Source organism: Streptosporangium sp. CA-135522, assembly GCF_050949235.1.
GTDB lineage: Bacteria > Actinomycetota > Actinomycetes > Streptosporangiales > Streptosporangiaceae > Streptosporangium.
On the sequence record NZ_CP192026.1, the window covers coordinates 5,228,042 to 5,251,974 of the forward strand.

Below are 23,933 nucleotides of genomic sequence, written 5' to 3' on the forward strand. Positions count from 1 at the left end.
CGTTCATATACTACTTCTGTGATGTCTCGCCCTCTGGATCTGCTGAGCGGCCGGCTCAAGCTCAGGCACCTGGTACTCGTGACGACCATCGCCGAGCAGGGCAGCGTCCTGCGTGCCGCCGAGCATCTCCATCTGGCGCAGCCGGCCGCGACGCGGGGGCTGCGAGAGGTGGAGCGGATCCTCGGGGTGGAACTTTTCTCGCGCGGGCCTCGCGGCGTCACTCCCACCCTCTTCGGTGAGGCCTTCATCGAGCACGCGCGGGCCGTGCAGGCGGAACTACGCAGGGCCGGCGACCGGATCGCCGGCCTCGCCGACGGCGAGGCCGGCACCGTCACCGTCGGCACCCTGCTGACCGCCACCAACGTGCTGCTGCCCCGGTCCATCGCCTCGCTCAAGGCCGACCGCCCGGGCATCACCGTGATCGTTCGGGAAGGCACCTTCGACTCGCTCGTCCCCCGGCTGGTCGACGGGGAGACCGACCTGATCCTGGGCCGGCTCAACCCGATCGAGGATCGGCCGGGCCTGCGCCAGATCCCCCTCTACAACGAGCCCGTCCTGCTGGTGGCCCGCGCCGGCCATCCCGCCGAGCAGGTGCGCACGCTGCCGGAACTGCTCGGCTATCCGTGGATCCTCCCGCTCGAGCAGACCTCGCTGAGGCAGGAGCTGGAGCAGGTGTTTCATCGCCAGGGGCTGTCACTGCCCGACGACCGGGTCGAATGCACGTCCATTCTGACGATCCGCTCCCTGCTCCTCGAAACCGATATGGTCGCCGCTCTTCCGGCGCTGTTCGTCAGCACCGACAGCCGGCTGGTGGAGTTGCCGGTGTCGCTCCCGTCCGTGCGGCGCTCGGTCGGCGTCACGCTGCCCGAGACCCGCGCGCTCACCCCGGCGGGCAAGTCCATGCTCGCTCACCTGCGGCAGCAGGCCGAAAGGCTCCGGCCGGAGCTGCTCGCCGGCTCCGGCGAGGGCAGGTGACCCGCCATGTCGGCGGCCGCGTAAGCGGGTCCAGCCGAGATACGGGGAAAACCGGCCATGGGTCGATCTTGAGTGCGGTTTTCGCAGGTAGAACCCGCGATCAGCGGTCGATCGTGATCAGTTTGAGGGCGTCTTCCTTGTCCTTGTCGGAGGGCAGGCCGTACCGGCGGGTGGTTTTCAGGCGGGCGTGGCCGAGGATCTCGGCGACCAGGACGAGGTCGGTCTTGCCGCGGACCAGTGTGGTGGCGAGCGTGTGGCGCAGGACGTGCTCGGTGGTGGGGTCGTCGGTGTGGCCGGAGGGATCGCGGTTGCGACGTCCATCCGGCTTCGTCATTTTCGAGTCCCTCGGGTCGAGCGCGGACTGACGATCAGTGCGTCGCGTTGCACGGAGCTCAGACGGTCCGGCCTCGGGGCGATGGTGTATGTGCCGCGCCCGAGCCGCTCCACGGTGAGGGGGTCGGAGAGGATCGGACGACGGCTGATCGCGTCCAGGGCATCGGCCGTCCGCTTAATGGGCCAGTCCAGTGCCGTGGCGAGGTCGTCCGCGGTGAGCGGCCGGGCGGCGTGCACGAGCGCGGCGATCATCGTCATCGCGTCGGCCACGGCGGCGTGGGTGATTCCGCTGTCGTCCATGTGGTCGCTGATGCGGGCGAAGAACCGGCCCATCTCGCGCAGCCGGGTCCCGGCGGGAGTGTCGGAGCCGAAGATGTGCGTTCCGCGCCGCGCGGCCGCCGCGACCTCGGCGTGCGCCCCAGTGTCGGCCCTCCAGGCGCGGAGCCAGACGTCGTCGTCGATCACGTACCGCTCGCGGCGCCCGCCTGGATCCTGACTGCGTCCGACCACTTCGATCGATTCGAGGTAGCCGATGGCCTTGGACACCGAAGCCGGGCTCACTTGTAGCTGGCGTACGAGTTTGGCGGACGTCAGGCTCCCGGAGTCGGAGGTGAGCAGGCAGACGAACACGCGAGCGGGCATCCGGGGAAGGCCGGTCCCGACCAGCAGCGTCGCGAACTGCTCCACGAAACCGCGCACGGACTCGGTCGGCCGCCCGTCGGCCGGTGGCTCCGTGGCCTGAACCGGTCTGCGGCGGCGGGCGCGCTGCCCGGCGACCTGCTGGGCGCGGTCGGCCAGGTAACCGCTGGGCGCGCTGTTGCGTGCCACTTCGCGGCTGATCGTGGATGTGGGTCTGCCCAGCCGCCGGGCGATCTCGGCGTATCCCAGCCCTTCGGCCAGCCAGATCGCGATCTGCCGCCGATCCTCGTGGGTCAGCCTGCCTCCAGGCATCGGCTCGCCCTCCTGTCGGTTCGGGTTCACGGGTGCGTTCACCAACAGTACATTGCAACGGCTGTCGATATGAATTGCATTTATCAACAAGGCTGTTGCAACGATCGGCATGAAAGCCCAGAATTTGAGCACATCATTGGAGATTTTTCGTTGACGAGACTTGAAATGCAACGTAGCTTTTTCTCACTTGGAAAGAATCGGACAGGACGAGGAACCCCTTATGGCAAGAGCGTTGGATGTAACCCGGATGCGAGCTCGCGTCTCCGAGCTGCTCGCGGAGTACCGGATTCCGAGTGCCGTGATCGGCGTCCTCAGCGACGGGGAGATCACCGACTTCGCGGTCGGCGTCAAGAACATCTCCACGCGGGAGCCCACGAGGACCGACACCATCTACCAGTGCGGCTCCGTATCCAAGACATGGACCGCCCTCGCCTTCATGCAGCTCGTCGACGAGGGGAAAGTCGCCCTGGACGAGCCGGTGCGGACCTACCTTCCGGATTTCCGGGTCGCTGACCCCGATGTCAGCGCCAAGGTCACACCCCGCCATCTCCTCAACCACACCAACGGCATCGAGGAGAACTACGGAGATCCGGGCGAGGAGGACGACGTGTACAAGCGCATGGTGGAGAACATCGCCGGCGCATGCCAGGTCCACCCCTTGGGCCACACTCACGGCTACAGCGCGGCCCTGGGCTACGCGATCCTCGCCCGCATCATGGAGGTGATCGACGGCAAGCGGTGGGACGACATCATGAAGGATCGCCTGTTCGACCCCTTGGGACTGACCTCGACGAGCAGCCGGCGTGAGCACGTGGACCAGAACCAGGCCGCGACCGGATACCTGATCCGATCCCTCGAAGAGGGACCCATCCTCTCACCGCTGGGTCACCTGCCGCGTTCCTTCGGCCCCGGAGGCAACGTCAACACGACAGCCCGGGAATTGCTCACGATGGCGTACGTCTTCCTTAACGAAGGAAAGGCGCCGAACGGGACCAGAATCGTCTCACCCGGCATCATCCGCGAGATGACGGAGTCACGGGTCCCCATACCTGACCCGTACATGTTCGGGCCGGAATGGGCACTCGGCCTCATCGTGTGCGATTGGCACGGCCAAACCGTCTACGCCCACGACGGCAGTGCAGTCAGCCAGAGCGCCCGCCTGCGGATCCTGCCGGAATCGAACATCGCCGTCTCGATGCTGGCGAACGCCGGGCCGCGCGACAGCTTCTACCGGAAGGTGTTCAACGAAATCCTGGCCGACCTCGGTGCGGTCACGATCCCCGACCTGCCGGAGCCCGACCCGACCCTGGCCCTCGATCTGTCCAGGTACGAAGGCTCCTATGAGCGCCCCGGCACCCGCTACGAAGTGGTGGCCGAACGCGGGAAGCTCCGCCTCAAATTCACCCTGAACCCCATGGAGGCGCAACTCCTCAATAAACCGGACCAGCTCGATTACGAGCTGCTCCCGATCAGCGAGACCCACTTCTTGATGCCTTCGGACGATCCGCTCGAGGACCCTCAGACCGTCGCGATCTACGACTTCAAGAATGGTGCCGCACAGTATCTTCACATCAATTGCCGAGTGCATCCGAGAGTCAATGAGGAGAGTGCCGCAGTGCACGTCATTGCTGTTTCCACGATTTCTGAAAACGACGGTTTCTGGGATTCCCTGAAGAAGGCGTACGGCCAGCTTCCCAAGGGTGCCAAGTGGACGCTGGCGGTGGCGAGCGCCGACGGGACCAAGGCGGTGAACGTCATCGTCCATGAGTCGATCGACGGCGTCAGGAGCTTCTTCGAGGATCACACCGGCCCCTTCGCCACGACGGAATACTTCGAGGCCGACGCGTCCAACGCGGTCGGCCTCCCGACGTAGCCGCTCCTTGCACTGCCGTCCGCCCAAGCCGCGAGGGCGGCGCACCATTCGGATCCATGCGACCGTTGTCCTGCTCGGGAGTACGCGCGGTCCTCGACCACTACGTTGATCGTCTCCAGCACCGCCCGGCCGGTCTCGTGTCGCCGCCGCACCGCCGTCCACGGGTTCGGCGCGGTCCGGGCCGCCAGGTCGGCCTCTTTGGCCGCGCTCAGCAGGTCGCCCAGCACCGCTGGCATCCGCTCGTTACGCTGGCGCTGCGCGGCCAGGTCGTCCAGGGTGGAGAAGGCCGGGAACTCGCAGCTGTTCTTGGCCAGCTCCTCCAGCGCCACGTTGATCAGATCGGCCGGGTAGCGGGACAGGACATCGGACCAGAAGTGATCCGCGGGATCGAACGGTCACGTCAGCCCACTGGTGTGAGCTCCTGCAGGATGGCCTGCCCAGCCGCGCGGTGCTCGGCGGCGGCGACCGGGTCGCTTTCGTCGAGCACGGCGGCGATCCCCTCGTGGGCCAGCGCCTCCTTGTGCCGGTAGCCCACCTTCGGGGCCAGCTCGAGTGCCTGACGGTGCAGGCGCAGGGCCTGCTCGGGCAGGCCGGCCAGCCGGCAGGTCTCGCCGTAGCTGTTGAGGAAGTGAATCTTCCAGTGCTCCTCGAACAGCTCGTCCAGGAGTGCGAACGCCTGCCGGTGGCTGGCCAGCGCCTCCTCGTAGCGGCCCATCTGGCGCAGCGCGACGCCCAGGCAGTTGAGGCACCACGCCTCGTTGTGTTTGTGGCCGTCCTCGCGGGCCAGTTCCAGGGCTTGGTGCAGGTGCTGTGCGGCCTCGTCGGGTTGCTCGTGGGCGATGGCCACGCCGAGGGTGATCCGGGCGGTCAGCGTGGGCGGCCAGGCGGGGTCGGCGTGCGGGACGTCCATCGCCTCCCGGGCAAGCCGCGCCGCCTGCTCGCGGTGTCCCAACTGCAGCATCGCCCACGCCTCGTACGCGACCGCGTGGGCCGTGCCCGCCGGGCAACCGGCGGCCGCGTAGAGCTTGCCCGCCAGCCGGAACAGACCGAGCGGCTCCTCGACATGCCCCTGGTCCCATCTGAGGTAGCCGCGGCGCATGGTCAGCTCGGCCTCGGACCGGACGTCCCCGGCCTGGGACACCAGCGGTGCCGCCGCCTCGTACGCGGCGCCGGCCTCCGCCATTCGGCCCGCGTTGTAGCGTGCGAAGCCCAGGTCGCTGTGCGCCTCGGCCAGCTGCAGCGGGTCGCCCAGGCGCTGCGCGGCGGCCAGTGACCGCTCGAAGAGGGCGTTGAGCTGCGTCGTGCCGCAACGCCGGGCGAAGAAGGCCCGCATGAAGCGCGGCAGCTCGCACACGTGCGTGTCGGCTCCGGCGGCGACCGCCGCGTCGAAGGCGGCCAGCAGGTTGGTGTACTCGGTGACGAACCAGAACAGGGCCGCGTGCCTGTTGGTGAACCGCGGCAGCTCGGCCGGGGGCCGGCCCGCGGTAGCCGTACGGCTGGGCGACCCGAGGGGCATCGCGGCATTGGCGGCGGCCGCCGCGTGCACGTAGTAGTCGAGCACCCTGCCCAGCGCCTGCTCCAGCTCCGCCGGTGAGTGCTGCTGCGCGGCGGCCTGGCGGGCGTGCTGGTGGACGAGGTCGTGCAGCCGGTAGCGGCCGGCCGCCGGCTGCTGGACCAGGTGCGCGTCGAGCAGATCCTCCAGCATCGCCTGGGCCCTGCGCAGCGGCACGTCCGCCAGTGCCGCCGCCACGTACTCGTCGAAGGAGGACCCCAGCATCAGGCCCAGCAACCGGAACATGCGACGCTCGGCCGGGCCCAGCTGCCGGACGGACATGGCGAACGCGGTGTCGAACTCGCTCGCGCCCTCCGCCATCCGCTCGACGAGGATGCCCACGGTCCAGCCCGGCCGGTGCCGCAGCCGGGCCGCGGCCAGCCGCAGGGCCAGCGGCAGATGGCCGCACAGCCGCAGCACCTCGGCAGTGGACTGCGGGTCGCGGGCGAGCCTGCCGTCGGGGCCGGCGGGGTCGCCGCTGGCGCGGGCCAGCAGCTCCGCGCTCTCCTGCGGGGTCAGCACGTCCAGCGATACCGGGGGCACCTCGTCCAGGCCGAGCAGCCGGTTACGGCTGGTGATCAGGGCGACGGAGGGACCGGCGCCGGGCAGCAGCGGGCGTACCTGATCGGCGTCGGCGGCGTTGTCGAGGACCACGACGGCCCGCCGGTGGGCCAGTTCCGATCGCCAGCAGGCGGCCAGTGGCTCGAGGCCGCCCTCCTGCGGGATCTTTTCGGAGGGGACGTCGAGGGCGGCGAGCAATGTCCGCAGTGCCCGGTCGTGGTCGAGCGGTTCCCGCCCCTCGGTGAACCCGTGGAGGTCCAGATAGAGCTGGGCGTCCGGGTAGGCGGCGGTGAGCTGGTGCGCGGCGTGCACCGCCAGACAGGTCTTGCCGACGCCCGCCATGCCGTCGACGGCGACCACCCGGTTGCTGTCCACCGCGGCGAGTACGGCCGCGAGCTGGGCCTGGCGACCGGTGAAGTCGGGCACGTCGCGCGGCAGATCGTTGCGGGGTGGACGGGGGGCTCCGGCGGGCGCCGACGGAGGCTGAACCTGGCGGCTGGTCTTCGGGGGCGCCGGCAGGGGGTTCGAGGCCCGTTCCCACAAAGGGCGCAGCGGGCGGGGGTCACGCTTGGTGAGGCGGCAGAGCGCGATCACCGCGGGCCAGGGCGGCAACGTCTGGCCACTGAGATAGCGCGACAGTGACGAGGAGCTGAGGCCGGTGTCCCGCGCGAGGGCCCGTACACCGAGCCCGGACAGCTCCTGGAGCAGGCGCAGCCGTACGGCCAGTTCATCCTGCGGATCGGCCTTGACCATCTGTGCGTGCCCCGCCTTTCTGTCCCGCCCCGCCGGCGATTCCCCGGGGCGCGTCGTTCCTGTTCAAGACCGCATCAACTGTCCCAGGGTGTCCCATCGCCATCGCTCAGGACAAGCCCGCTCGGGTGTCATTAAGTCACACACCGAACGAAAGACGGAGGAAAGCCGAAATGCAGCCTCGTATGCAGAACCCCGCCATGGTCCTTTCCGGCGCGATGCAGCCCATCCAGGAGATCTTCAAGGCCGTGCACTCCGCAGGGGTGGACGGGCAGACGCTGGAGCTGGTACACCTGCGGGTCAGCCAGATCAACGGCTGCAGCGCCTGTGTCGATGGCGGTGCGAAGACGGCCCGCAAGGCCGGAGTGAGCGACGAGCGCCTGGCCACGGTCGCCGCCTGGAGGGAGACCCCGTACTTCACCGGCCCCGAGCGGGCGGCGCTGGAGCTGGCCGAGGCCGCGACGCGGCTGGCCGACCGTGCCGACGCGGTGAACGACGAGATCTGGGACGCCGCCGCCACCCACTTCAACGAGAAGCAGCTCGCCGCGCTCGTGTTGATGATCGGCGTCACCAACATGTTCAACCGGCTCAACGCCACCACCCGGCAGATCGCCGGCGCATGGGGATGAGCTGCGCCGGTCCTGGGCCACGTACGCGAACCCGCGGCCCGGAACCGCCCGCCTCGGACTTGCCTGCTCCATGGTAAGTTTGAAATCCAAACCCACTATTATTCGGGCAAGATATGAAGATCAGGGTATCGACCTTCGGGGTCGTACCGCCTTGGTGACGGGCGCCGACCGCGGGCCCGGCAGAGCTTTCGCGCCGGCGCTACCGGAACGGGGCGCGAGCGCGGTCCACGCCGGCGCCCGCGACCCCGGCTCCGTCACCGACCAGGGCCTCGTCCCGGTAGAGCTCGACATCACCGATCCGATCTCCACAGCGGCAGCCGCCGAGCGATGCGGCGACATCACACTGCTGATCAACGACTGACAAGACGATCGTTCCTATCAAGACTCGAAGGCAAGGAGACCTGCCATGAACGACCCGCAGAACGCCACCGAGAGCACCACCGCGGCAGGCAAGACGGCCGAGAGGTTCTCGGACGAGGAGCGGGCCGCGATGAAGGAGCGCGCGAAGGAGCTGAAGACGGTCGCGCGCCGCAGCCCGCGCGCGGCCAAGGATGACGGGGAAAGCGACGTGCTCGCGAAGATCGCCGAGATGTCGGCCCCCGATCGCGCCCTGGCCGAACGGATTCACGCCGTCATCAAGGCCAACGCACCGGAGCTCTCGCCGAAGCTCTGGTACGGGATGCCCTCGTATGCCAAGGACGGCAAGGTCGTCTGCTTCTTCCAGAGCGCGGAGAAGTTCAAGGCCAGGTACGCGACGCTCGGCTTCAACGACCAGGCGAACCTCGACGACGGCGCCATGTGGCCGACCGCCTTCGCGCTGACGAAGCTGACCGCCGCAGACGAGGCCCGGATCGGCGCGCTCGTGAAGCAAGCGGCGAGCTGAGAGCCGACCAGGCCGAATCCACGGCCGGCGCCATCTGGCGGCGGCTCCAGCTGTGGGACGGACGCAGCCGGCCGCCCCGGCACCCCCACCCGCGCCGAGGCCCTGTCGCGCCGCGTCGACCTGAGCGTCACCGACGCGTGCACGGCCGTCGGCCGTACCTCCCTGGGCTCTTTCAGCGACCCCTTCACCGAGCTGGTCGGGGAGAGCCCGAGCGCCTACCGGGTCCGAGACCACGCGGAGCTCGCGACCACCCCGGGATGTCGGGCCGAACTCGTGACGAGGCCGAGCAGAAACGGAGAAGCGCAGCTCAGCCCGACCTCGTAGCGTTCGGGTCATGGATCTCTCAGTCAAGTACACGTCTTTGGAAGTCGACGACCACGAGGCCGCACTGGCCTTCTACTGCGACACCCTGGGCCTTGAGATACGCCAGGACGTGGCCATGGAGGGCGCCCGCTGGCTGACCGTGGGGCCCGCGGCACAGCCCGAGCTCGGCATCGTGCTGCAGACCGCGGGCGTGGGCCGCCCGGCCGAGGACGGGCAGACCATCAAGGCCCTGCTGGCCAAGGGCTCGCTGGCCGGGCTGGTCTTCGAGACCGACGACGTCGACGCGACGTTCGAGAAGGTCCGCGCGTCCGGCGCGGAGGTGCTGCAAGAGCCGATAGACCAGGCGTACGGCACGCGGGACTGCGCGTTCCGCGACCCCTCGGGCAACCAGGTCCGCTTCAACCAGCGCCCCTAAGGCTAGGGTGACGGCCAGTCGACCCGGTACGCCGAGGTCGGCCCGGCCAGAGCCTGATCGAGGACGCCGCGTGGTCGGGCCGAGCGGGCGCCGGCGGAGACCGCGAAGGCGACTCCGCCTAACAGAGATGAGACACGATGAGCATGACCACGAAGACCGATACGCAGTCGCCTGCGCTGTACGTTGCCGACCGCCACGATTTGATCCGCGTGCACGGCGCGCGCGTGAACAACCTCAAGGACGTCAGCGTCGAGATCCCCAAGCGCCGGCTGACGGTGTTCACCGGCGTTTCCGGCTCGGGCAAGAGCTCGCTGGTGTTCGGCACGATCGCCGCGGAGTCGCAGCGGCTGATCAACGAGACCTACAGCGCCTTCGTGCAGGGCTTCATGCCGACGCTGGCGCGGCCCGAGGTCGACGTCCTCGAAGGGCTGACGACCGCGATCCTCATCGACCAGCGACGGATGGGCGCCGATCCCCGCTCCACCGTCGGTACCGCCACCGACGCCAACGCGATGCTGCGCATCCTGTTCAGCCGCCTCGGACAGCCCTACATCGGCCCGCCCACCGCCTTCGCGTTCAACGTCCCGAAGCGTACGGCGAGCGGGGCCATGAACATCGACAAGGGCAAGGGCGAGCGGATCGTCGTACGCAAGGCCGTCTACCACGGCGGCATGTGCGCGCGTTGCGAAGGCCGCGGCACGGTCTCCGACATCGACCTCGCACAGCTCTACGACGACTCCAGGGCGATCGGTGACGGCGCGTTCACGATCCCCGGCTGGAAGCAGGAAAGCTTCTGGACCACGCGGGTCTACGCCGATTCGGGCATCCTCGACCCGACCAAGCCGATCCGCGAGTTCACCGAGAAGGAGATGCGGGACTTCCTCTACGGTGAGCCGACCAAGGTGAAGGTCGACGGTGTCAACCTGACCTACGAGGGTCTGATCCCGAAGATCCAGAAGTCGATGTTGTCCAAGGACAAGGAGTCGCTGCAGCCGCATATCCGGGCGTTCGTGGAGCGGGCGGTGACGTTCACCTCCTGCCCCGAATGCGGCGGTTCCCGGCTCAGCGCGGAGGCCAGGGCGTCGAAGATCGAGGGGATCAGCATCGCCGACGCCTGCGCGATGGAGATCAGGGACCTGGCCGCGTGGATCCGCGGCCTCGACGAGCCGTCGGTCGCGCCGCTGCTGAAGTCGCTGGGGGAGTCCCTGGACTCGTTCGTGGAGATCGGGCTCGGCTATCTCTCGCTCGACCGGCCGTCGGGCACGCTGTCCGGCGGTGAGGGGCAGCGCGTCAAGATGATCCGCCATCTCGGCTCCGCGCTGACCGACACCACCTATGTCTTCGACGAGCCCACGACGGGTCTGCACCCCCATGACATCCAGCGGATGAACGAGCTGCTGCTGCGGCTGCGGGACAAGGGCAACACGGTGCTCGTCGTGGAGCACAAGCCGGAGGCGATCGCGATCGCCGACCATGTCGTCGACCTCGGTCCGCGCGCGGGCGCCGCCGGCGGCGAGGTGGTGTTCGAGGGCACCCTTGAGGGGCTGCGGGACAGCGGCACGCTCACCGGCCGCCACCTCGACGACCGGGCCGCCCTCAAGGAGGCGGTACGGAAGCCGAAGGGACACCTCGAGATCCGCGGCGCTTCGACGCACAACCTTCAGGACGTCGACGTCGACATCCCGCTCGGCGTGCTGTGCGTCGTCACCGGGGTGGCGGGCTCCGGCAAGAGCTCGCTGATCCACGGCTCGGTGGCGCGCAGGGACGGCGTGGTGGCCGTCGACCAGTCGCCGATCAGGGGTTCACGCCGCAGCAACCCGGCGACCTACACCGGCCTGCTCGACCCGATCCGCAACGCCTTTGCCAAGGCCAACGGCGTGAAGCCCGCGTTGTTCAGCGCCAACTCCGAGGGCGCCTGCCCCACCTGCAACGGCGCGGGCGTCATCTACACCGACCTGGCGGTGATGGCGGGCGTCGCCACCACCTGCGAGGACTGCGAGGGCAAGCGGTTCCAGCCGTCGGTCCTCGAGTATCGCCTCGGCGGCCGGGACATCAGCGAAGTGCTCGCCATGCCGGTCGACGAGGCCAAGGAGTTCTTCGGCGCCGACCAGGCGCGCGTTCCCGCCGCCCACCGCGTCCTCGAACGCCTCTCCGACGTGGGTCTCGGCTACCTCGCCATCGGCCGGCCCCTCACCACCCTGTCGGGCGGCGAACGCCAGCGGCTCAAGCTGGCCACCCACATGGCCGGCAAGGGCGGCGTCTACGTTCTCGACGAACCCACCACCGGCCTGCACCTCGCCGACGTCGAGCAGCTGCTCGGCCTGCTCGACCGGCTCGTCGACTCCGGCACGTCGGTCATCGTCATCGAGCACCATCAGGCGGTCATGGCGCACGCCGACTGGATCATCGACCTCGGCCCCGGCGCCGGCCACGACGGCGGCCGGATCGTCTTCGAGGGCACACCCGCCGACCTCGTCGCCGCCCGCGCCACCCTCACCGGCGAGCACCTCGCGGCCTACATCGGCACCTGAGCGAGGCCCTCGTGGACACCGTGAGCGGAGCATTTCGGCGAGCATGTAATGGGAGTGCACACGTTCGGCGTGGTCGTGCACGACGGTGAGTGCCACCGAGCTCATCGGCGCCGGTGCCGATGAGCTCGGTGGCATGCCGGCGGATGGTGTCGGGATCGTCCGAGCCTGCGCGGAGCAGGCGGTCGGGGAAGGGCTCTAGCCAGGTCACTTCCGGTGGCGGTGCCAGAGGGCCTTCGGGGTCGTCGGTGGGACCGCCGAGGCCCGACGGCAGCGGCCGGCGCTTGCGGTGCTCGAGCGCGGTGAGGCAGACGTTGGTCGCGATCCGGTAGAGCCAGGTGCGCAGTGACGCCCGGCCTTCGAACGCCTCGTACGAGCGCCACGCGCGCAGATAGGTCTCCTGGACGAGGTCTTCGGCGTCGTGGACCGAACCGAGCATGCGGTAGCAGTAGGCCAGGAGCTCCGGCCGGATCCTCCACTGTCGCGATGAGGCCCGGGCCGAAGTCCTCCACCGGGCGGATCCACCGCGTGATGCCCAGCGACTTCAGGTGGGCCGCGACCGCCTCGATGTCCTCGACGTAGAAGTTGATCAGGATCCTGCCCGGCTCCCGTGTGCTCTGCTCGAGATCGTCACGGCGGTCGAAGGTCAACCGCCCGCCGCCCACCATCAGGACGGTGCTCGGCTCTGCCGACGGCGCGAAGGCCGTGCGATACCAGGCGCTGAGCCGTTCCGGATCGTCGCTGCCCAGTACCAGGCCGCCCAGCCGAATCCCCGTCGTCTCCCCCATGATCGGTCCTTCTCGGTCGCCATTGAAATGCCGTCATACCTATCGACTCGGCGACCTGCCGAAAGGAATCGGTCGAGGTGGCGGCCGAATCTTCTGCGCCACCCGGGCAGCAGGGCGGCAGGCCGACCACGCCGGTCTACCGGTGGAGGTGAACGGCGGGGGCGGCGATCGCCGATCTCACGTCACCTGCGGGGATGCGGCGGCGAGGAGGGATTCGGCGGCAGAGGTGCGGGCGTAGAGAACTGAGCGGCCGGCGCGGTGGGCGCTGACCAGGCCCGCGTCGTGCAGCGCCCTCAGGTACTGGGACACCCCGGCAGGGGAGAGCCCGGTGCGGTGGGCCAGCTCGGTGGTGGAGGCCGGGGCGTCCAGCTCGGTCAGCAGCAGGGTGCGTGAGCGGCCGAGTACAGGAACGAGGGCGCCGGAGCCGAGGGCGGGCCGGGGTTCCCACAGTGAGCCGATGCCGCGCGCCGGATAGGCGAGCTGCGGCGGCTCCGGCGGTGTCACCCGGGTGAGCAGGCCCGGTCCGGTGAAGGCCGAGGGAATCAGCAGCAGTCCCGCGCCCGCCGTCTCGCGGGACAGGGCCCGCCGTCGGCGGACGAGCCGTAGCGTGTCGTCGTCCCAGCTCACCGAAGTGTGCAGATCGTTGAGGAGACGCGCGGCGCCGTGCTCGGCGACCTGCCGTGCCCGGTAGAAGACGTCGGCGTCGAGCACGGCCCGGATACGCGCCCAGTAGGGGGCGAGCGCCAGCTCCCAGTAGGTCTCGATCTCCTCGGCGACCCGGACCATGCGGATCTGCGGCTCGGCGTACAGGGTCTGCGAGCGAGAGCCGAGGCGCCCCTGACAGCGCTCCAGGCGGTCGAGGTCCTGGTGTACCCGGCCGACGGGAGCGGCCAGGATCCCGGCCAGCTCCTCCGCCAGCGTGGGGGCCGGCCCGGCGGGTGCCGGGTTGAGGAAGTCGGGGACGTAACCCGAGGGCGGAATCAGCCCGGCGAGCCAGCCCCGGTCCAGCCCTGCGGCCGCCACCCGCGGCCGTACCTGTTCGAGCCAGGGCCGGTGCACGGGATGTGCGGACCCAGAGCTCAGCAGCCGGAAGCTGGTCCCGACCTCCCACATCGGAGAGACCGCGAACCGCATCTGCGCCAGATCGCTCGCCGAGAACGCCAGCTCCTCCAGGACGACCACTCCACGGATTCAGACATGTCTTAATTATTGGCGACCACCTTACATCGCGGGGATCATTCCGGCATGACCTCAAAGACGATCACCGCGGCGGCATCGGGCACCTGGAAGCTCGGCGACCTGGTGGTCAACCGGATCGGTTTCGGCGCGATGCGCCTGACACAGAACGGCGCGGCGTTCACGCCCGACGCCGCTCCGAGCGATCGCGGCCAGGCGATCAGAGTGCTACGCCGCGCGGTCGAGCTCGGTGTGAACCACATCGACACCGCCGCGTTCTACTTCTCGCCGCTGCGCTCCGCCAACGAACTGATCAACCAAGCACTGGCCCCCTATCCGGACGATCTCGTCATCACCACCAAGGTCGGGCCGGGCCGAGACCCCTCGGGTGAGTGGCTGCCCCATGCCGCCCCCGAGCAACTGCGCGGCCAGGTCGAGGAGAACCTGCGCCAGCTCGGCCGTGACCACCTCGACGTGGTGAACCTGCGCATCGTCGGAACCGATTCGATCGCCGAGCGCTTCGGCGCGCTGGCCGAACTGCGCGACGCCGGGCTCATCCGCCACCTGGGCGTCTCCAACGTCCGTCCCGAACACCTCGCCGAGGCTCAGGCCATCGCGCCGGTGGTCTGCGTGCAGAATCTGTACGGCATCGGCACGCGGCCCGAGCACGACGAGTTCCTGCGCACCTGTGGTGAGCAGGGCGTCGCGTTCGTGCCGTTCTACGCGATCGCCGGCGCCGGGCGCGAGGCGGGCGCGAGCGGCGACGACAGTGACGAGGTGCTGGCCGTCGCGCGGGCGCACGGGGCGAGCCCGGCGCAGGTCCGGCTGGCGTGGACGCTGCACCGAGGGCCGCACGTGCTGGCCATCCCCGGCACCGGCAATCCCGACCACCTGGCCCAGAACGTGGCCGCCGGCGCCCTGCGCCTCTCCGAGGACGAACTGGCCGTCCTGGACTCCCTCCACCGGCGTGGAATGTGAGCGAAAGAATCCGATCTCTCCCGGCAAAGGCCCGCATCTGTAACCGGCATCGCTTCCTGCGAGTCGATACGGCCAGGGCCGGACACTCCCACCCGGCCTGCCGGCCGGCTCGGGTTCAGGGCAGGCCGACGGCGCTCTCCCGGAACCTGTTCCTGATGCCGACCGACTACGACTTCGACCTGCCGCCCGCCACGGGTCAGGCCTCCAGCCCTGCGATCACCGTGGCCAGGGAGGTGGCCCTGCTCCGGGGAGTGCGGGTCTTGGCCAGGCGCAGGATCACGGCGTACCGGCCCGTCCTGCCCAGGCAGTCGTAGGCGGCTTTGGCCCTGGGGTGCTCCTCCAGCGCCGCTACCAGGTCGGGCGGGGCGGTGGCATTGCGCTGGGAAGGGTAGGCGGCGCTCCACCGTCCGTCCACTTGAGCGGAGGCGATCTCCGCGAACCCCGGGGGGCGCATCCGCCCCTCGTCGATCAGCGCCTCCGCCTGCTCGACGTTCACCTGCGACCACGGGCTGCCGGTACGGCGCCGCGAGTACCGCTGCAGGTAGGACTTCTCATCGAAGGAACGGCGGTGGCTGTCGATCCAGCCGTAACACAGGCAGGTGGCCAGTGCCTGCGGCTGCGTCACCGAGGTCGCGCCCGACCCTTTCTTGGCGATCTTCAGCCAGACGCCCGTCCCTCCGTCGTGGTGCTCGGCCAGCCAGGATTCCCACTGAGCGGCGTCCTCGAAGGTGAGGACCGCCTCCTCCGCGCTCATCGGGCCGACTCCACGACCTTCAGGTAGTGAGCGTTGTACATGACGCCCAGGATGTTGCCGAAGGGATCGACCACCGAGGCGGTCACGAACCCGGGGCCGCGCTCGGTGAGCGGGTCATACATCTTCGCGCCCATCGAGAGGAGCCGCTCCATCGTGGCCGCCACGTCGTCGACGTGCCAGTACACGATCACGCCTGCCGGGCCGCTCGCCGCGCCCTCGGGGGCGTAGCGGCTGTCGATCAGGCCCAGCTCATGCTGGAAGTCACCGACGCGGAACTCGGCGTATCCGGGCCGCTCGAAGTAGGGGCTCATACCCAGCAGCTCGGTGTACCAACGGACGGCCTCGGCGTGGTCGTCGGCCCAGTAGCTGATGGTGGTCATTCCGCGCAACATGGTGCTCTCCCTTGCCGTTCGCTTGATAACTGAAGAGTAGACTCTTAATAGGTCAGTAAATGTCCTAGCAGTGCGGCAGAGTGAAGACATGCGTGATCCATCTGGACGACTGCTGCAACTGCTGTCCCTGCTGCAGACCCCGAAAGAGTGGCCCGGCACCGAGCTGGCGGACCGGCTCGGCGTCACCACCCGCACCATCCGCCGCGACATCGACCGGCTTCGCGAGCTCGGCTATCCCGTGCACGCCACCCAGGGCAACATCGGCGGCTACCGCCTCACCGCCGGTACGGCCATGCCACCGCTGCTGCTGGACGACGAGGAGGCCGTCGCCATCGCCATCGGGTTGCGCACCGCCGCCACCGCGGCCCTCGCGGGGGTAGAGGAGACCTCGCTGCGCGCTCTGGCCAAGCTGGAACAGGTCCTGCCGCAACGGCTGCGTCGCCGGGTGGCCTCGCTCTCACGCGCGACTGTCATCCTGCCGCCCACCCCGGGACCCACCACCGACGCCGATGCCCTGGCCGCGCTCGCGGCCGCCTGCGTCATCCACGAGAGAGTCCGTTTCACCTACACCAGGGCCAACGGTCAGAGCAGCCACCGCCTGGTGGAGCCGCACCGGCTGGTGGCCTCGGGGCGGCTGTGGTATCTGATCGCCTTCGACACCGAGCGCTCCGCCTGGCGCTCCTTCCGCCTGGACCGCCTCACCGACCTCCAGCGCACCGGTGTCCACATGCCCGCCCGCGACCTACCCGGCGGCGTCGACGCTCTCACCTGGGTGAAGCAGGCGATCGCGGCGGGTTCCATCCGAGCCACGGTGCTCCTGCACGCGCCGATCGAGCGGGCCGCCGAGCAGGTCCCGGCCTGGCAGGGCGAGCTGGAAGCCGTCGACGAGCACACCTGCCGGCTGCGCACCCACCCCGACGCGCCCCACTACCTGGCCTACCGCCTGACCCTGCTGCCCATGGACTACACCCTGCTCGACCCGCCGCTCCTGGCCGAGCACCTGGCGTCGATCGCCGAGCGGGTGGGCAACGCCGTCCGCGGCTTCCCTCGCGAGACCAGTTGACCCCGTACGCCATCTCCTGCGGGATGCCTCGCGCAGGTTCTCCGGGGGAGGCGCGCTGGACGATGCGCGGGCTGGCCGCCGGGCCTGCTCGCGGGGTTTCCGGCTCACCAGAAGGAGTCCGCGGGCCGGAAGTGCGACCTCCCCGCCGGTCCGCGCCTTTTCGCTCATGACGAGGGAGGCGCGGAAAGGTCCGCGACTTCGAGGCGTTGGTCGCCGTCCTCGACCCCGACGTGGTGCTGCGCGCCGACACCGGCGCCATGCCCGCCGGTGGATTGAAGGTGGTCCGAGGCGCGGCGGCGGTGGCCGGACAGGCGCTCACCTTCCAGCGGTTCGCCACCTCCCACTCCTCGCGATCGGCGCTGGTGAACGGGGCCGCCGGAGTCGTCAGCACGGCGGACGACCGGATCATGTCGGTCCTGAGCTTCACGATCACGAACGGGAGGATCACGACCATCGACATTCTCGCCGACCCCGACCCCGACCCCGACCGCCTTCGCCGGCTCGACCTGGCGGTCCTGGACGACTGACGAGCCGGCCCACGTCGAAACCTGGGCCGGCCTCGAGACCCCCGGGCCGCCCGACTGCTCGTGGGCACCTTTCAGGTGCTGCCGGGAAAGGCGGGAACGCTCGGCCGGGCGCCGGTGGCCGATTTCTCATCGACCTCGCCTTCGCGCCCATGTGGTACCGGTTGACCTTCGGGCACGGGCCGACCGACGAGGCCTGCGCCACGGCGATCGCCGAGGTCGTCGTCCGGGCGAGCGAGCGACCGTGTGATGGCGCCTCGGCCGTCCGGTCAGGCGGGGAGGGCGAAACGCGGCGAGGACCGGCTCAGGATCGCGGTTTCCGGCGCGACGGACCAGGCGCCTTTCAGCTCGTCGGCGATCGTGGCGGTGAGTTCCGAGACGTCCGCGGACGCCGAACCGTGCATCGCCTCCGCGACGATCAGCACCGTGGTCGTCGCGTCCCGGACGGCCGAGTAGCCGCTCTGCCGATTCGTCCACCGACGGGCGTGCGCCCGTCCGGCGGCGTCGGCGAAGATCACCTCGTGCGTGTCAGGGTTCTCCGTCTCACCGGAGAAGGTCAGATAGCTCTCGTCACCACCCGCGTGGCGGACTTCGAGGCTCTCGGAGATCCTGGCGGCGTCGAACACGCCCACCGGGATCGCGAACGCGAGCGAGATCGCGTTGCACAGATCGATCAGGGGATGGATCCGGGGGAGGGTCCGCTCCTTCCTGAAACGCCGCAACAACGACTCCGAAGCGCATCGATACTGCGTGGGTTTGAGTCCCATCTTCGAGAACGTGCGCCGCCAAGCCTGGATCTCGGGGAACTCGGCCTCCGGACCCGTCGCGAGGCGGGCTTCGGCGAGGGCCTCGAACCGCGCGAGCCGAGGGCCGACGAAGGCGTCCTCGGTGATCCCCGCGGCGAAGACCACGCCGGCGACGAGCTCCGGATGGCCCGACCAGATTTCAGGCGAGTGCTGGAAGTACATGGGGCAGGTCCCTATCACGGACTGGAAGCTATTGGTCGACGAGAGCGAGTTTGACGCCGAGCGCGACGAAGGAGCCGGCGAAGACGCGGCTCATCCAGGTCATCACTCGGGGTCGTGAGATCACATGGTCGCGCACCGAGGCGGCGAAGATGCCGTAGACGGCGAAGACGACGAACGTGAGCAGCATGAAGACGGCGCTCAGCTCCACCATCTGCACAAGGGAGTCGGGCTCGCCGGTGTTCACGAACTGCGGCAGGAACGCGAAGAAGAACATGGTCAGCTTCGGGTTGAGAATGTTGATGAGGATGCCGGAGAGGATCACCCTGGTCGCCGGGCGAGAGGCGCTCCTGTCCTCCACGACGATCGCCTCCTTGTTCTTCAGCGCGGTCCACGCCATGAAGAGGAGATAGGCCACCCCCAGATATTTCAGGACCTGGAACGCCGGCGCGCTCGTGTGCAGCAGCGCCGCGAGACCGGTGATCGTCGCCACCATGTGCGGAACGACGCCGAGCGTGCATCCGATCGCGGCGACGACGCTTGCGCGGTGTCCGCGGGAGAGGCCGGCCGACAGCGTGTAGACGACCCCGGTGCCGGGTGTGGCGACGATGACGAGCGTGGTCACCAGGAACGCGATGCTCATGATGGACCTCCCGGCAGAGCGGGGGGAGCGGGGCGGCGTGATGCCGCTCGCGCCGCTACCGCCCCGGCCGCGGGAGCCGCCCCGTGGACGTGGGCCCGCAGGCGTGGGCCCGGCCCCACGTGCGAACCCGTGTCGCCGAGCGGACCGCCGACGGTGAGAGGGGTTCTCGTTGTGTTCATGCGTTCACCCTGCCGCCACAATGGTCTGATGAACAGGTCCAATGAGTGCTCATCTGACCGGTCCATAACATCTGGTTCCGACTTCCTCCAGCTGAACGTCGACGACGCACCGGTGGGCGGGCTGTCGGAGTGGCTGGCCGGGCGGCTTCGGCTCGCGATATCGGACGGCCGCCTGCCGGTGGGCGGCAGGCTGCCGGCCACGCGGGTGCTGGCCGGGGAGCTGTGTGTGTCCCGGGGCGTCGTCACCGAGGCCTACCGGCGCCTGATCGAAGACGGCCACGTCGCCGGGCGCGGGCGGGGCGGGACGATCGTCGTCGCCGCTCCGGCGTCCGCTCCGGCGTCCGCGCCGCCGTCGACGACGCGCCCGCCCGCCCTCGTCGGCGCCGCGCCGCCGGGCGCGCTGTTCGCCGCGCCCGGCGCGGACGTCTTCGACGCGCTACGGGCCGCTCCGGCCCGGATCGATCTGTCGCCCGGCCTGCCCGACCTGGCCGCGTTTCCGCGGACGGCGTGGCTGCGCGCGGAACGCTCCGTGCTCGGCGGCCTCTCCCCGGCCGACTTCGGGTACGGAGATCCTCGCGGGACACCGGCGCTGCGTCTCGCCGTCGCGAACTGGCTGGCCCGCAATCGGGGGATCAGGGTGAATCCGGATGAGGTGCTCATCGTCGCCGGCGTCGCCCAGGCGCTCGGGCTGCTCGCGCAGGTGCTGCGTCGTGACGGGATCGGCGCGGTGGCGGTGGAAGATCCCGGCTCGCTCGGGGCCCGTCAGCATCTGCGCCACTGGCGACTGGACACCCCGCCGGTCCCGGTCGACTCCGAAGGCGTCCGTGTCGACGAGCTGCGCGCCACGGGCGCCCGGGCCGTCCTGCTGACCCCGGCGCATCAGTTTCCGACCGGGGTGGTGCTCGGCGGTGAGCGGCGCCGGGAGCTGATGCGATGGGCCGGTGAAGGAGGGGTGATCATCGAGGACGACTACGACGCCGAGCACCGTTACGACCGGCCGCCGGTTCCGGCCCTGCGGTCGGTGCTGGCCGAGCACGTCTGCTACGCCGGAAGCGTGTCCAAGCTCCTCGCTCCGGCCCTGAGAGTGGGATGGCTTCTCGCGCCGCCGAAATACCGCGACGCCCTGGTGACCGCCAAGCGATACGCCGACCTCGGCAACGCCGTACTGCCGCAGCTGGTCCTGGCCCGGCTGATGGAGTCGGGCGAGACCGAACGCCAGCTCCGTTTCCTTCGCAGACGCCACCGCCGCCGCCGGGACGCGATGATCGACGCGATCGGAACACGCCTTCCGGGCGCGGTCGTGCACGGCGCCGCGGCCGGCCTGCACCTGACGGTCACTTTCGAGGCGGAGTTCGCCGACGTCGATCTCGCCGCCGCGTCGCTCGCGCGGGGCGTGAAGGTGCAGCCGTTGTCGTGGCACAGCCAGCGCCCGAACCGGCCGGGACTCGTCCTGGGCTACGCCGCGAGCACGCCGGCCGACATCGGCGAAGGGGTGGCCATCCTCGGCGACGCCCTCGGCGAGGTCCTGCGAGGTCAGGCGAAGACGTCCTGCTGGTAGCGGCCCTCGGCCTCCAGTGCGCGCAGCCACTCCTCGCCGTCGCCGCCGGTCCTGTCCCGGTAGATCGTCGTGAGGGCCTGCCGTACGGCGGGCGCCATGCGGAGCCCGTCGCCGCAGACGTAGACGTGGGCACCCCGCTCCAGCAGCTCCCACAGCGTGTCGGCCTCGGCGGCGATCGCCTCCTGGACGAACCGGAAGGGATGGCCTGCGACGGCGGAGAAGGCGGTGTGCACGCGGGCGACGCCGGCCGCCTGCCAGTCCTCCAGCTCCGAGCGGTACAACCAGTCGTGCGAAGGATGACGGCAGCCGTAGAAGACCTCGGTGGAACCGGTCGCCCCGGTCAGGGCCCGCTCCTCCAGGAAGCCGCGCAGCGGGGCGAACCCGGTGCCCGGGCCGACGAGGATCACCGGGGTCGTCGGCTCGGCGGGGAGCCGGAACGGAGGGGTCGGGACCCGCACGTATCCGTAGAAGACATCGCCGGGCTCCAGGCCCGCCAGGTAGGCCGAGCACATGCCACGGTACTCGCCGCTGCCCGACCATGAGGGCCCCTCCACCAGGCCGACGGTGATCCGGACCCGGCCGGGGGCGGCCAGCGGCGAGGAGGAGATCGAGTAGTAGCGCGGCCGGATCGGTCCGGCCATCTCCAGGAAGATCGGCAAGGGGAGGGCGATCGAGGGGAACCGCTCCAGCAGCGTGAGCACCGACACGCGCTTGGCGAGAATCTCGTCGGCGTAGGCGGCCTCCAGCTCGGCGAGCCTGCCACGGGTCCACGGGCACTGCGTCTGCTCGGCCAGCATCGAGAGGTCGGAGCGGGTGGCCACCTCCTGGAGCTCGGCGAACTCGGTCAACAGCAACCCGGCCGTCACCGGGGTGTCCACCGGCAGATGGGTGGCGCTTCGGGCACGCAGCCGCACCACCTGGTCACGGGGGAGGCGAAGGCAGCGCAGCGCCCACTCGACCAGCTCGGGGTCGTTCTTGGCGAAGACGGCCAGGTGGTCACCGGCCGCGTACGTCATCTCCGAAGGCAGCTCGGCCACGATCGAGCGCACTCCGGGACGCGGGGCTTCCAGCGAGAAGTCCCACAGTCCGGCCGGATCGCCGGTCAGCTCCTCGTTCGACAGCACGGTCAGCGCGACCGCCTGCGGGGAGACGACCGCGGGGCGCACGTCGGCCTCGGTGAGGACGTCCATCTCATAGCGGGGTCCGCCGGCGGCGGTGGCCGTGCCGTACTCGGCCGCCAGCGCTGCCCAGAGTGCGGCGGTCCACGCCGAGACGTCTCCGTCGAAGTCGCCGTCGGCGTCGGCCTCGCCGCGGTCGATGAGCGGTACGGCTCCCGCCCGGGTGAGCTTGTCGAAGGCGCGCCGGGGGAAGTCCTGGTAGGTCGGCCACTGGGTGTTGCCACAGCCGAGCAGCGCCAGCCGTACCCCGTCCATCGGAGGAAGGCTCTCCAGGGCGTCGAACCGCTGGGCGTTGTCAGGAGCCTTGCCGTTGTAGGTGGAGGTGATCACTACGAGCAGCCCGTCGCGGGGCGGGTCGAGCTCGTCAAGGGGGGTCAGCGTGGTCGCGAATCCGGAACGCCCGGCGCGCTCGGCCAGCCTTTCGGCGACGTCGGCGCAGGTGCCGAGGTTGGAACCGTAGGCGACGGTGAGCCCCACTCCGGTGACGGCCACCTCCATCGGCTGCTCCTCGACGACCTCGACCGTCTCGGCCGAGCCTCTCTCGTACGGCCGGCGCTCCCTGACCCGGATCGTGAAGTCGTCGGGTTTGAGGGTGAGCATCTGCTTGATCTGCATCCGGTAGGCGTCCGGGTCGGAGATGGCGAACCGCTGCAGGACCACGGCAAGGGCCAGCCGCGCCTCGGTCAACGCGAACTGGCGCCCGATGCAGGCCCGCTCGCCGTTGCCGAACGGCTTGTAGGCGGCGGGATGGTGGCCTGCCTTGTCGGCGGGCAGCCAGCGGTCGATGTCGAACTCCTCCGGCCGGTCCCACGCCTTCGGATGCCGGTGCAGTGACGGCAGGAGGACGACGGCCGTCTGCCCCTTGCGCACGGGGTAGCCGCCGATCGTGGTGTCCTCGAAGGCTTTGACGGCGAACGCCGGGATCGGGGACCAGATCCGCAGCGTCTCCTCCAAAATTCGCGGGATGACGTCCAGCTTCATGATCGTGTCATATGTGGGGACGGTGTCGCCCGGCAGCAGCCTGTCCACCTCGGCGTAGGCCTGGGCGAGCGCGTGCGGGTTGCGCAGCAGGTTGTACAGGGCGAAGGAGAGCAGCCCGCTGGTGGTCTCGTGCCCGGCGATGAGGAAGGTCAGGACCTGGTTGCGGATGTTCTCGTCCGAGAGCCGTTCGCCACTTCGCGGATCGGCGGCCTCCAGCATCAGGCCGAGCAGGTCCTTGGCGCCGCTCCCGCCCGCGGCCCGACGTTGCCGGATGACCTCGTCCACCAGCTCCTGCATGATGCGGATGTCGGCTCGGTAGGCCCCCTCCTGCTTCTTCTTGAGCTTGGTGACCAGGGGGAGCTGCCGGTTGCGGTGCATCGCCTCGGTCAGGGAGCGACCCATCGCCTGCAGGAACGGGTGCAGCTCGGGGGAGTCGAAGGAGTTGAACCGGTAGTCGAACCCGGTGAGGGAGATCACGTCGAGGGTGAGCCTGGTCATGTCGTCGGGCACGTTGACCTCGTCCGAGACCGCCCATTTGGCGGCGAGCGCCTGCACCACCTCCAGCATCTGCGGGAAGTACGCCTTCATCGACCGCTGGCCGAAGGCCGGCATCAGGATGCGGTGCGCCTGCCCCCAGACCGGCTCGTCGTGGCGGGCGGTGAACAGCCCGTCGCCGGCGAAGTCGCGGACGATGGACAGCGGCGGGTCGATGCCCTTGTAGAAGCGTGTCTCGTCGCAGACCTCGGCGACGAGGTCGGGGTCGTACACGAACAGGACCCTGCGGCCGAGCAGGTCGAGCTGGTAGAGACCCCCGTCGTGCTCCGCCGCGAGCTTGTCCAGGAACGCGGCGGGCGCGTCGGCCGGTATCTGCAGTGTGTTGCCGAGCAGGGGCAGCCCCTGAGGAGAGGGGATGGAACGGGTCACCGACATGGAAACTCCTCCTTTACCGGCAATCTCCCTGTATCACCGGCCATACACCG

General features: G+C 69.7%; 21 protein-coding genes and 2 pseudogenes. 11 read left to right on the forward strand and 12 right to left on the reverse strand.

Annotation, left to right across the window (positions count from 1 at the left end; genetic code table 11):
• The first annotated feature begins 21 nt into the window (after window positions 1-21).
• Entirely contained in the window at window positions 22-975 is a 954-nt protein-coding gene (locus tag ACQPYK_RS24635) for a LysR substrate-binding domain-containing protein (RefSeq protein ID WP_433235059.1), read from the forward strand.
• Window positions 976-1,075: 100 nt separating this feature from the next.
• Here the strand turns inward: ACQPYK_RS24635 and ACQPYK_RS24640 are convergent, their stop codons facing one another.
• Complete coding sequence (locus tag ACQPYK_RS24640) at window positions 1,076-1,309, reverse strand: tyrosine-type recombinase/integrase (RefSeq protein ID WP_433235061.1); 234 nt, start codon at window positions 1,307-1,309, stop codon at window positions 1,076-1,078.
• On the reverse strand, window positions 1,306-2,259 hold the full coding sequence (locus tag ACQPYK_RS24645; protein WP_433235064.1) for a helix-turn-helix domain-containing protein: 954 nt from the start codon (window positions 2,257-2,259) through the stop codon (window positions 1,306-1,308). Before ACQPYK_RS24645 ends, ACQPYK_RS24640 begins: the two co-directional genes overlap by 4 nt.
• 160 nt (window positions 2,260-2,419) lie before the next feature.
• On the opposite strand from ACQPYK_RS24645, the gene ACQPYK_RS24650 reads away from it, so the two are divergent.
• Window positions 2,420-4,132 (forward strand): serine hydrolase, encoded by a 1,713-nt coding sequence (locus tag ACQPYK_RS24650; protein WP_433235066.1) that lies wholly within the window; start codon window positions 2,420-2,422, stop codon window positions 4,130-4,132.
• Here the strand turns inward: ACQPYK_RS24650 and ACQPYK_RS24655 are convergent.
• Window positions 4,060-4,461, reverse strand: coding sequence for a hypothetical protein (locus tag ACQPYK_RS24655; RefSeq protein WP_433235069.1), 402 nt, complete (start codon window positions 4,459-4,461; stop codon window positions 4,060-4,062). The two genes, ACQPYK_RS24650 and ACQPYK_RS24655, sit on opposite strands and share 73 nt — an antisense overlap.
• A gap of 71 nt (window positions 4,462-4,532) precedes the next feature.
• Window positions 4,533-6,998 (reverse strand): tetratricopeptide repeat protein, encoded by a 2,466-nt coding sequence (locus ACQPYK_RS24660; protein ID WP_433235071.1) that lies wholly within the window; start codon window positions 6,996-6,998, stop codon window positions 4,533-4,535.
• A gap of 170 nt (window positions 6,999-7,168) precedes the next feature.
• Between ACQPYK_RS24660 and ACQPYK_RS24665 the strand changes: the two genes are divergently transcribed.
• The 5 genes from ACQPYK_RS24665 (at window position 7,169) to ACQPYK_RS24685 (ending at window position 11,777) form a co-directional block, all read left to right on the forward strand.
• Window positions 7,169-7,624: a carboxymuconolactone decarboxylase family protein gene (locus ACQPYK_RS24665; RefSeq protein WP_433235074.1), complete on the forward strand. Its 456-nt coding sequence runs from the start codon at window positions 7,169-7,171 to the stop codon at window positions 7,622-7,624.
• 154 nt (window positions 7,625-7,778) lie between these two features.
• Window positions 7,779-7,985, forward strand: a complete 207-nt coding sequence (locus ACQPYK_RS24670; RefSeq protein WP_433235077.1) for a hypothetical protein — start codon at window positions 7,779-7,781, stop codon at window positions 7,983-7,985.
• Window positions 7,986-8,030: 45 nt separating this feature from the next.
• Window positions 8,031-8,507, forward strand: coding sequence for an iron chaperone (locus ACQPYK_RS24675; RefSeq protein ID WP_433235079.1), 477 nt, complete (start codon window positions 8,031-8,033; stop codon window positions 8,505-8,507).
• A 334-nt stretch (window positions 8,508-8,841) separates the two neighbouring features.
• Window positions 8,842-9,246, forward strand: a complete 405-nt coding sequence (locus tag ACQPYK_RS24680) for a VOC family protein (RefSeq protein WP_433235082.1) — start codon at window positions 8,842-8,844, stop codon at window positions 9,244-9,246.
• A gap of 143 nt (window positions 9,247-9,389) precedes the next feature.
• A complete protein-coding gene (locus ACQPYK_RS24685) occupies window positions 9,390-11,777 on the forward strand; it encodes an ATP-binding cassette domain-containing protein (RefSeq protein WP_433258904.1) in 2,388 nt (795 codons plus the stop codon).
• A gap of 142 nt (window positions 11,778-11,919) precedes the next feature.
• Here ACQPYK_RS24685 and ACQPYK_RS24690 read toward each other — a convergent pair.
• The 3 genes and pseudogenes from ACQPYK_RS24690 to ACQPYK_RS24700 form a co-directional block, all read right to left on the reverse strand.
• A pseudogene (locus ACQPYK_RS24690) lies at window positions 11,920-12,246 on the reverse strand (sigma-70 family RNA polymerase sigma factor); the annotation flags it as partial.
• 43 nt (window positions 12,247-12,289) lie between these two features.
• Window positions 12,290-12,562: pseudogene (locus tag ACQPYK_RS24695) on the reverse strand (VOC family protein); the annotation flags it as partial.
• A 177-nt stretch (window positions 12,563-12,739) separates the two neighbouring features.
• Window positions 12,740-13,744, reverse strand: coding sequence for a DUF5937 family protein (locus ACQPYK_RS24700; protein ID WP_433235084.1), 1,005 nt, complete (start codon window positions 13,742-13,744; stop codon window positions 12,740-12,742).
• A gap of 63 nt (window positions 13,745-13,807) precedes the next feature.
• Here ACQPYK_RS24700 and ACQPYK_RS24705 point away from each other — a divergent pair, with 63 nt between their 5' ends.
• Window positions 13,808-14,716: an oxidoreductase gene (locus ACQPYK_RS24705; RefSeq protein WP_433235087.1), complete on the forward strand. Its 909-nt coding sequence runs from the start codon at window positions 13,808-13,810 to the stop codon at window positions 14,714-14,716.
• 196 nt (window positions 14,717-14,912) lie between these two features.
• On the opposite strand, the gene ACQPYK_RS24710 is transcribed toward ACQPYK_RS24705, so the two are convergent.
• Together ACQPYK_RS24710 and ACQPYK_RS24715 are read right to left on the reverse strand one after the other, a co-directional pair.
• On the reverse strand, window positions 14,913-15,470 hold the full coding sequence (locus ACQPYK_RS24710; RefSeq protein WP_433235090.1) for a YdeI/OmpD-associated family protein: 558 nt from the start codon (window positions 15,468-15,470) through the stop codon (window positions 14,913-14,915).
• Window positions 15,467-15,862, reverse strand: coding sequence for a VOC family protein (locus ACQPYK_RS24715; RefSeq protein WP_433235093.1), 396 nt, complete (start codon window positions 15,860-15,862; stop codon window positions 15,467-15,469). Before ACQPYK_RS24715 ends, ACQPYK_RS24710 begins: the two co-directional genes overlap by 4 nt.
• Before the next feature lie 88 nt (window positions 15,863-15,950).
• Between ACQPYK_RS24715 and ACQPYK_RS24720 the strand changes: the two genes are divergently transcribed.
• Both ACQPYK_RS24720 and ACQPYK_RS24725 read left to right on the forward strand, forming a co-directional pair.
• Window positions 15,951-16,925, forward strand: a complete 975-nt coding sequence (locus ACQPYK_RS24720) for a helix-turn-helix transcriptional regulator (RefSeq protein WP_433235096.1) — start codon at window positions 15,951-15,953, stop codon at window positions 16,923-16,925.
• Window positions 16,926-17,131: 206 nt separating this feature from the next.
• Window positions 17,132-17,452: a hypothetical protein gene (locus tag ACQPYK_RS24725; protein ID WP_433235099.1), complete on the forward strand. Its 321-nt coding sequence runs from the start codon at window positions 17,132-17,134 to the stop codon at window positions 17,450-17,452.
• Window positions 17,453-17,718: 266 nt separating this feature from the next.
• Here ACQPYK_RS24725 and ACQPYK_RS24730 read toward each other — a convergent pair whose 3' ends face one another.
• Window positions 17,719-18,417 carry a B3/B4 domain-containing protein gene (locus ACQPYK_RS24730; RefSeq protein ID WP_433235102.1) on the reverse strand — a complete coding sequence of 233 codons (699 nt, stop codon included), beginning with the start codon at window positions 18,415-18,417 and terminating at the stop codon, window positions 17,719-17,721.
• 28 nt (window positions 18,418-18,445) lie between these two features.
• Window positions 18,446-19,057 carry a LysE family translocator gene (locus tag ACQPYK_RS24735; RefSeq protein ID WP_433235105.1) on the reverse strand — a complete coding sequence of 204 codons (612 nt, stop codon included), beginning with the start codon at window positions 19,055-19,057 and terminating at the stop codon, window positions 18,446-18,448.
• Between the two features lie 207 nt (window positions 19,058-19,264).
• Between ACQPYK_RS24735 and ACQPYK_RS24740 the strand changes: the two genes are divergently transcribed.
• Entirely contained in the window at window positions 19,265-20,794 is a 1,530-nt protein-coding gene (locus tag ACQPYK_RS24740; RefSeq protein ID WP_433235108.1) for a PLP-dependent aminotransferase family protein, read from the forward strand.
• Here ACQPYK_RS24740 and ACQPYK_RS24745 read toward each other — a convergent pair.
• Window positions 20,770-23,883, reverse strand: coding sequence for a bifunctional cytochrome P450/NADPH--P450 reductase (locus ACQPYK_RS24745; protein WP_433235111.1), 3,114 nt, complete (start codon window positions 23,881-23,883; stop codon window positions 20,770-20,772). The two genes, ACQPYK_RS24740 and ACQPYK_RS24745, sit on opposite strands and share 25 nt — an antisense overlap.
• Window positions 23,884-23,933 lie beyond the last annotated feature (50 nt).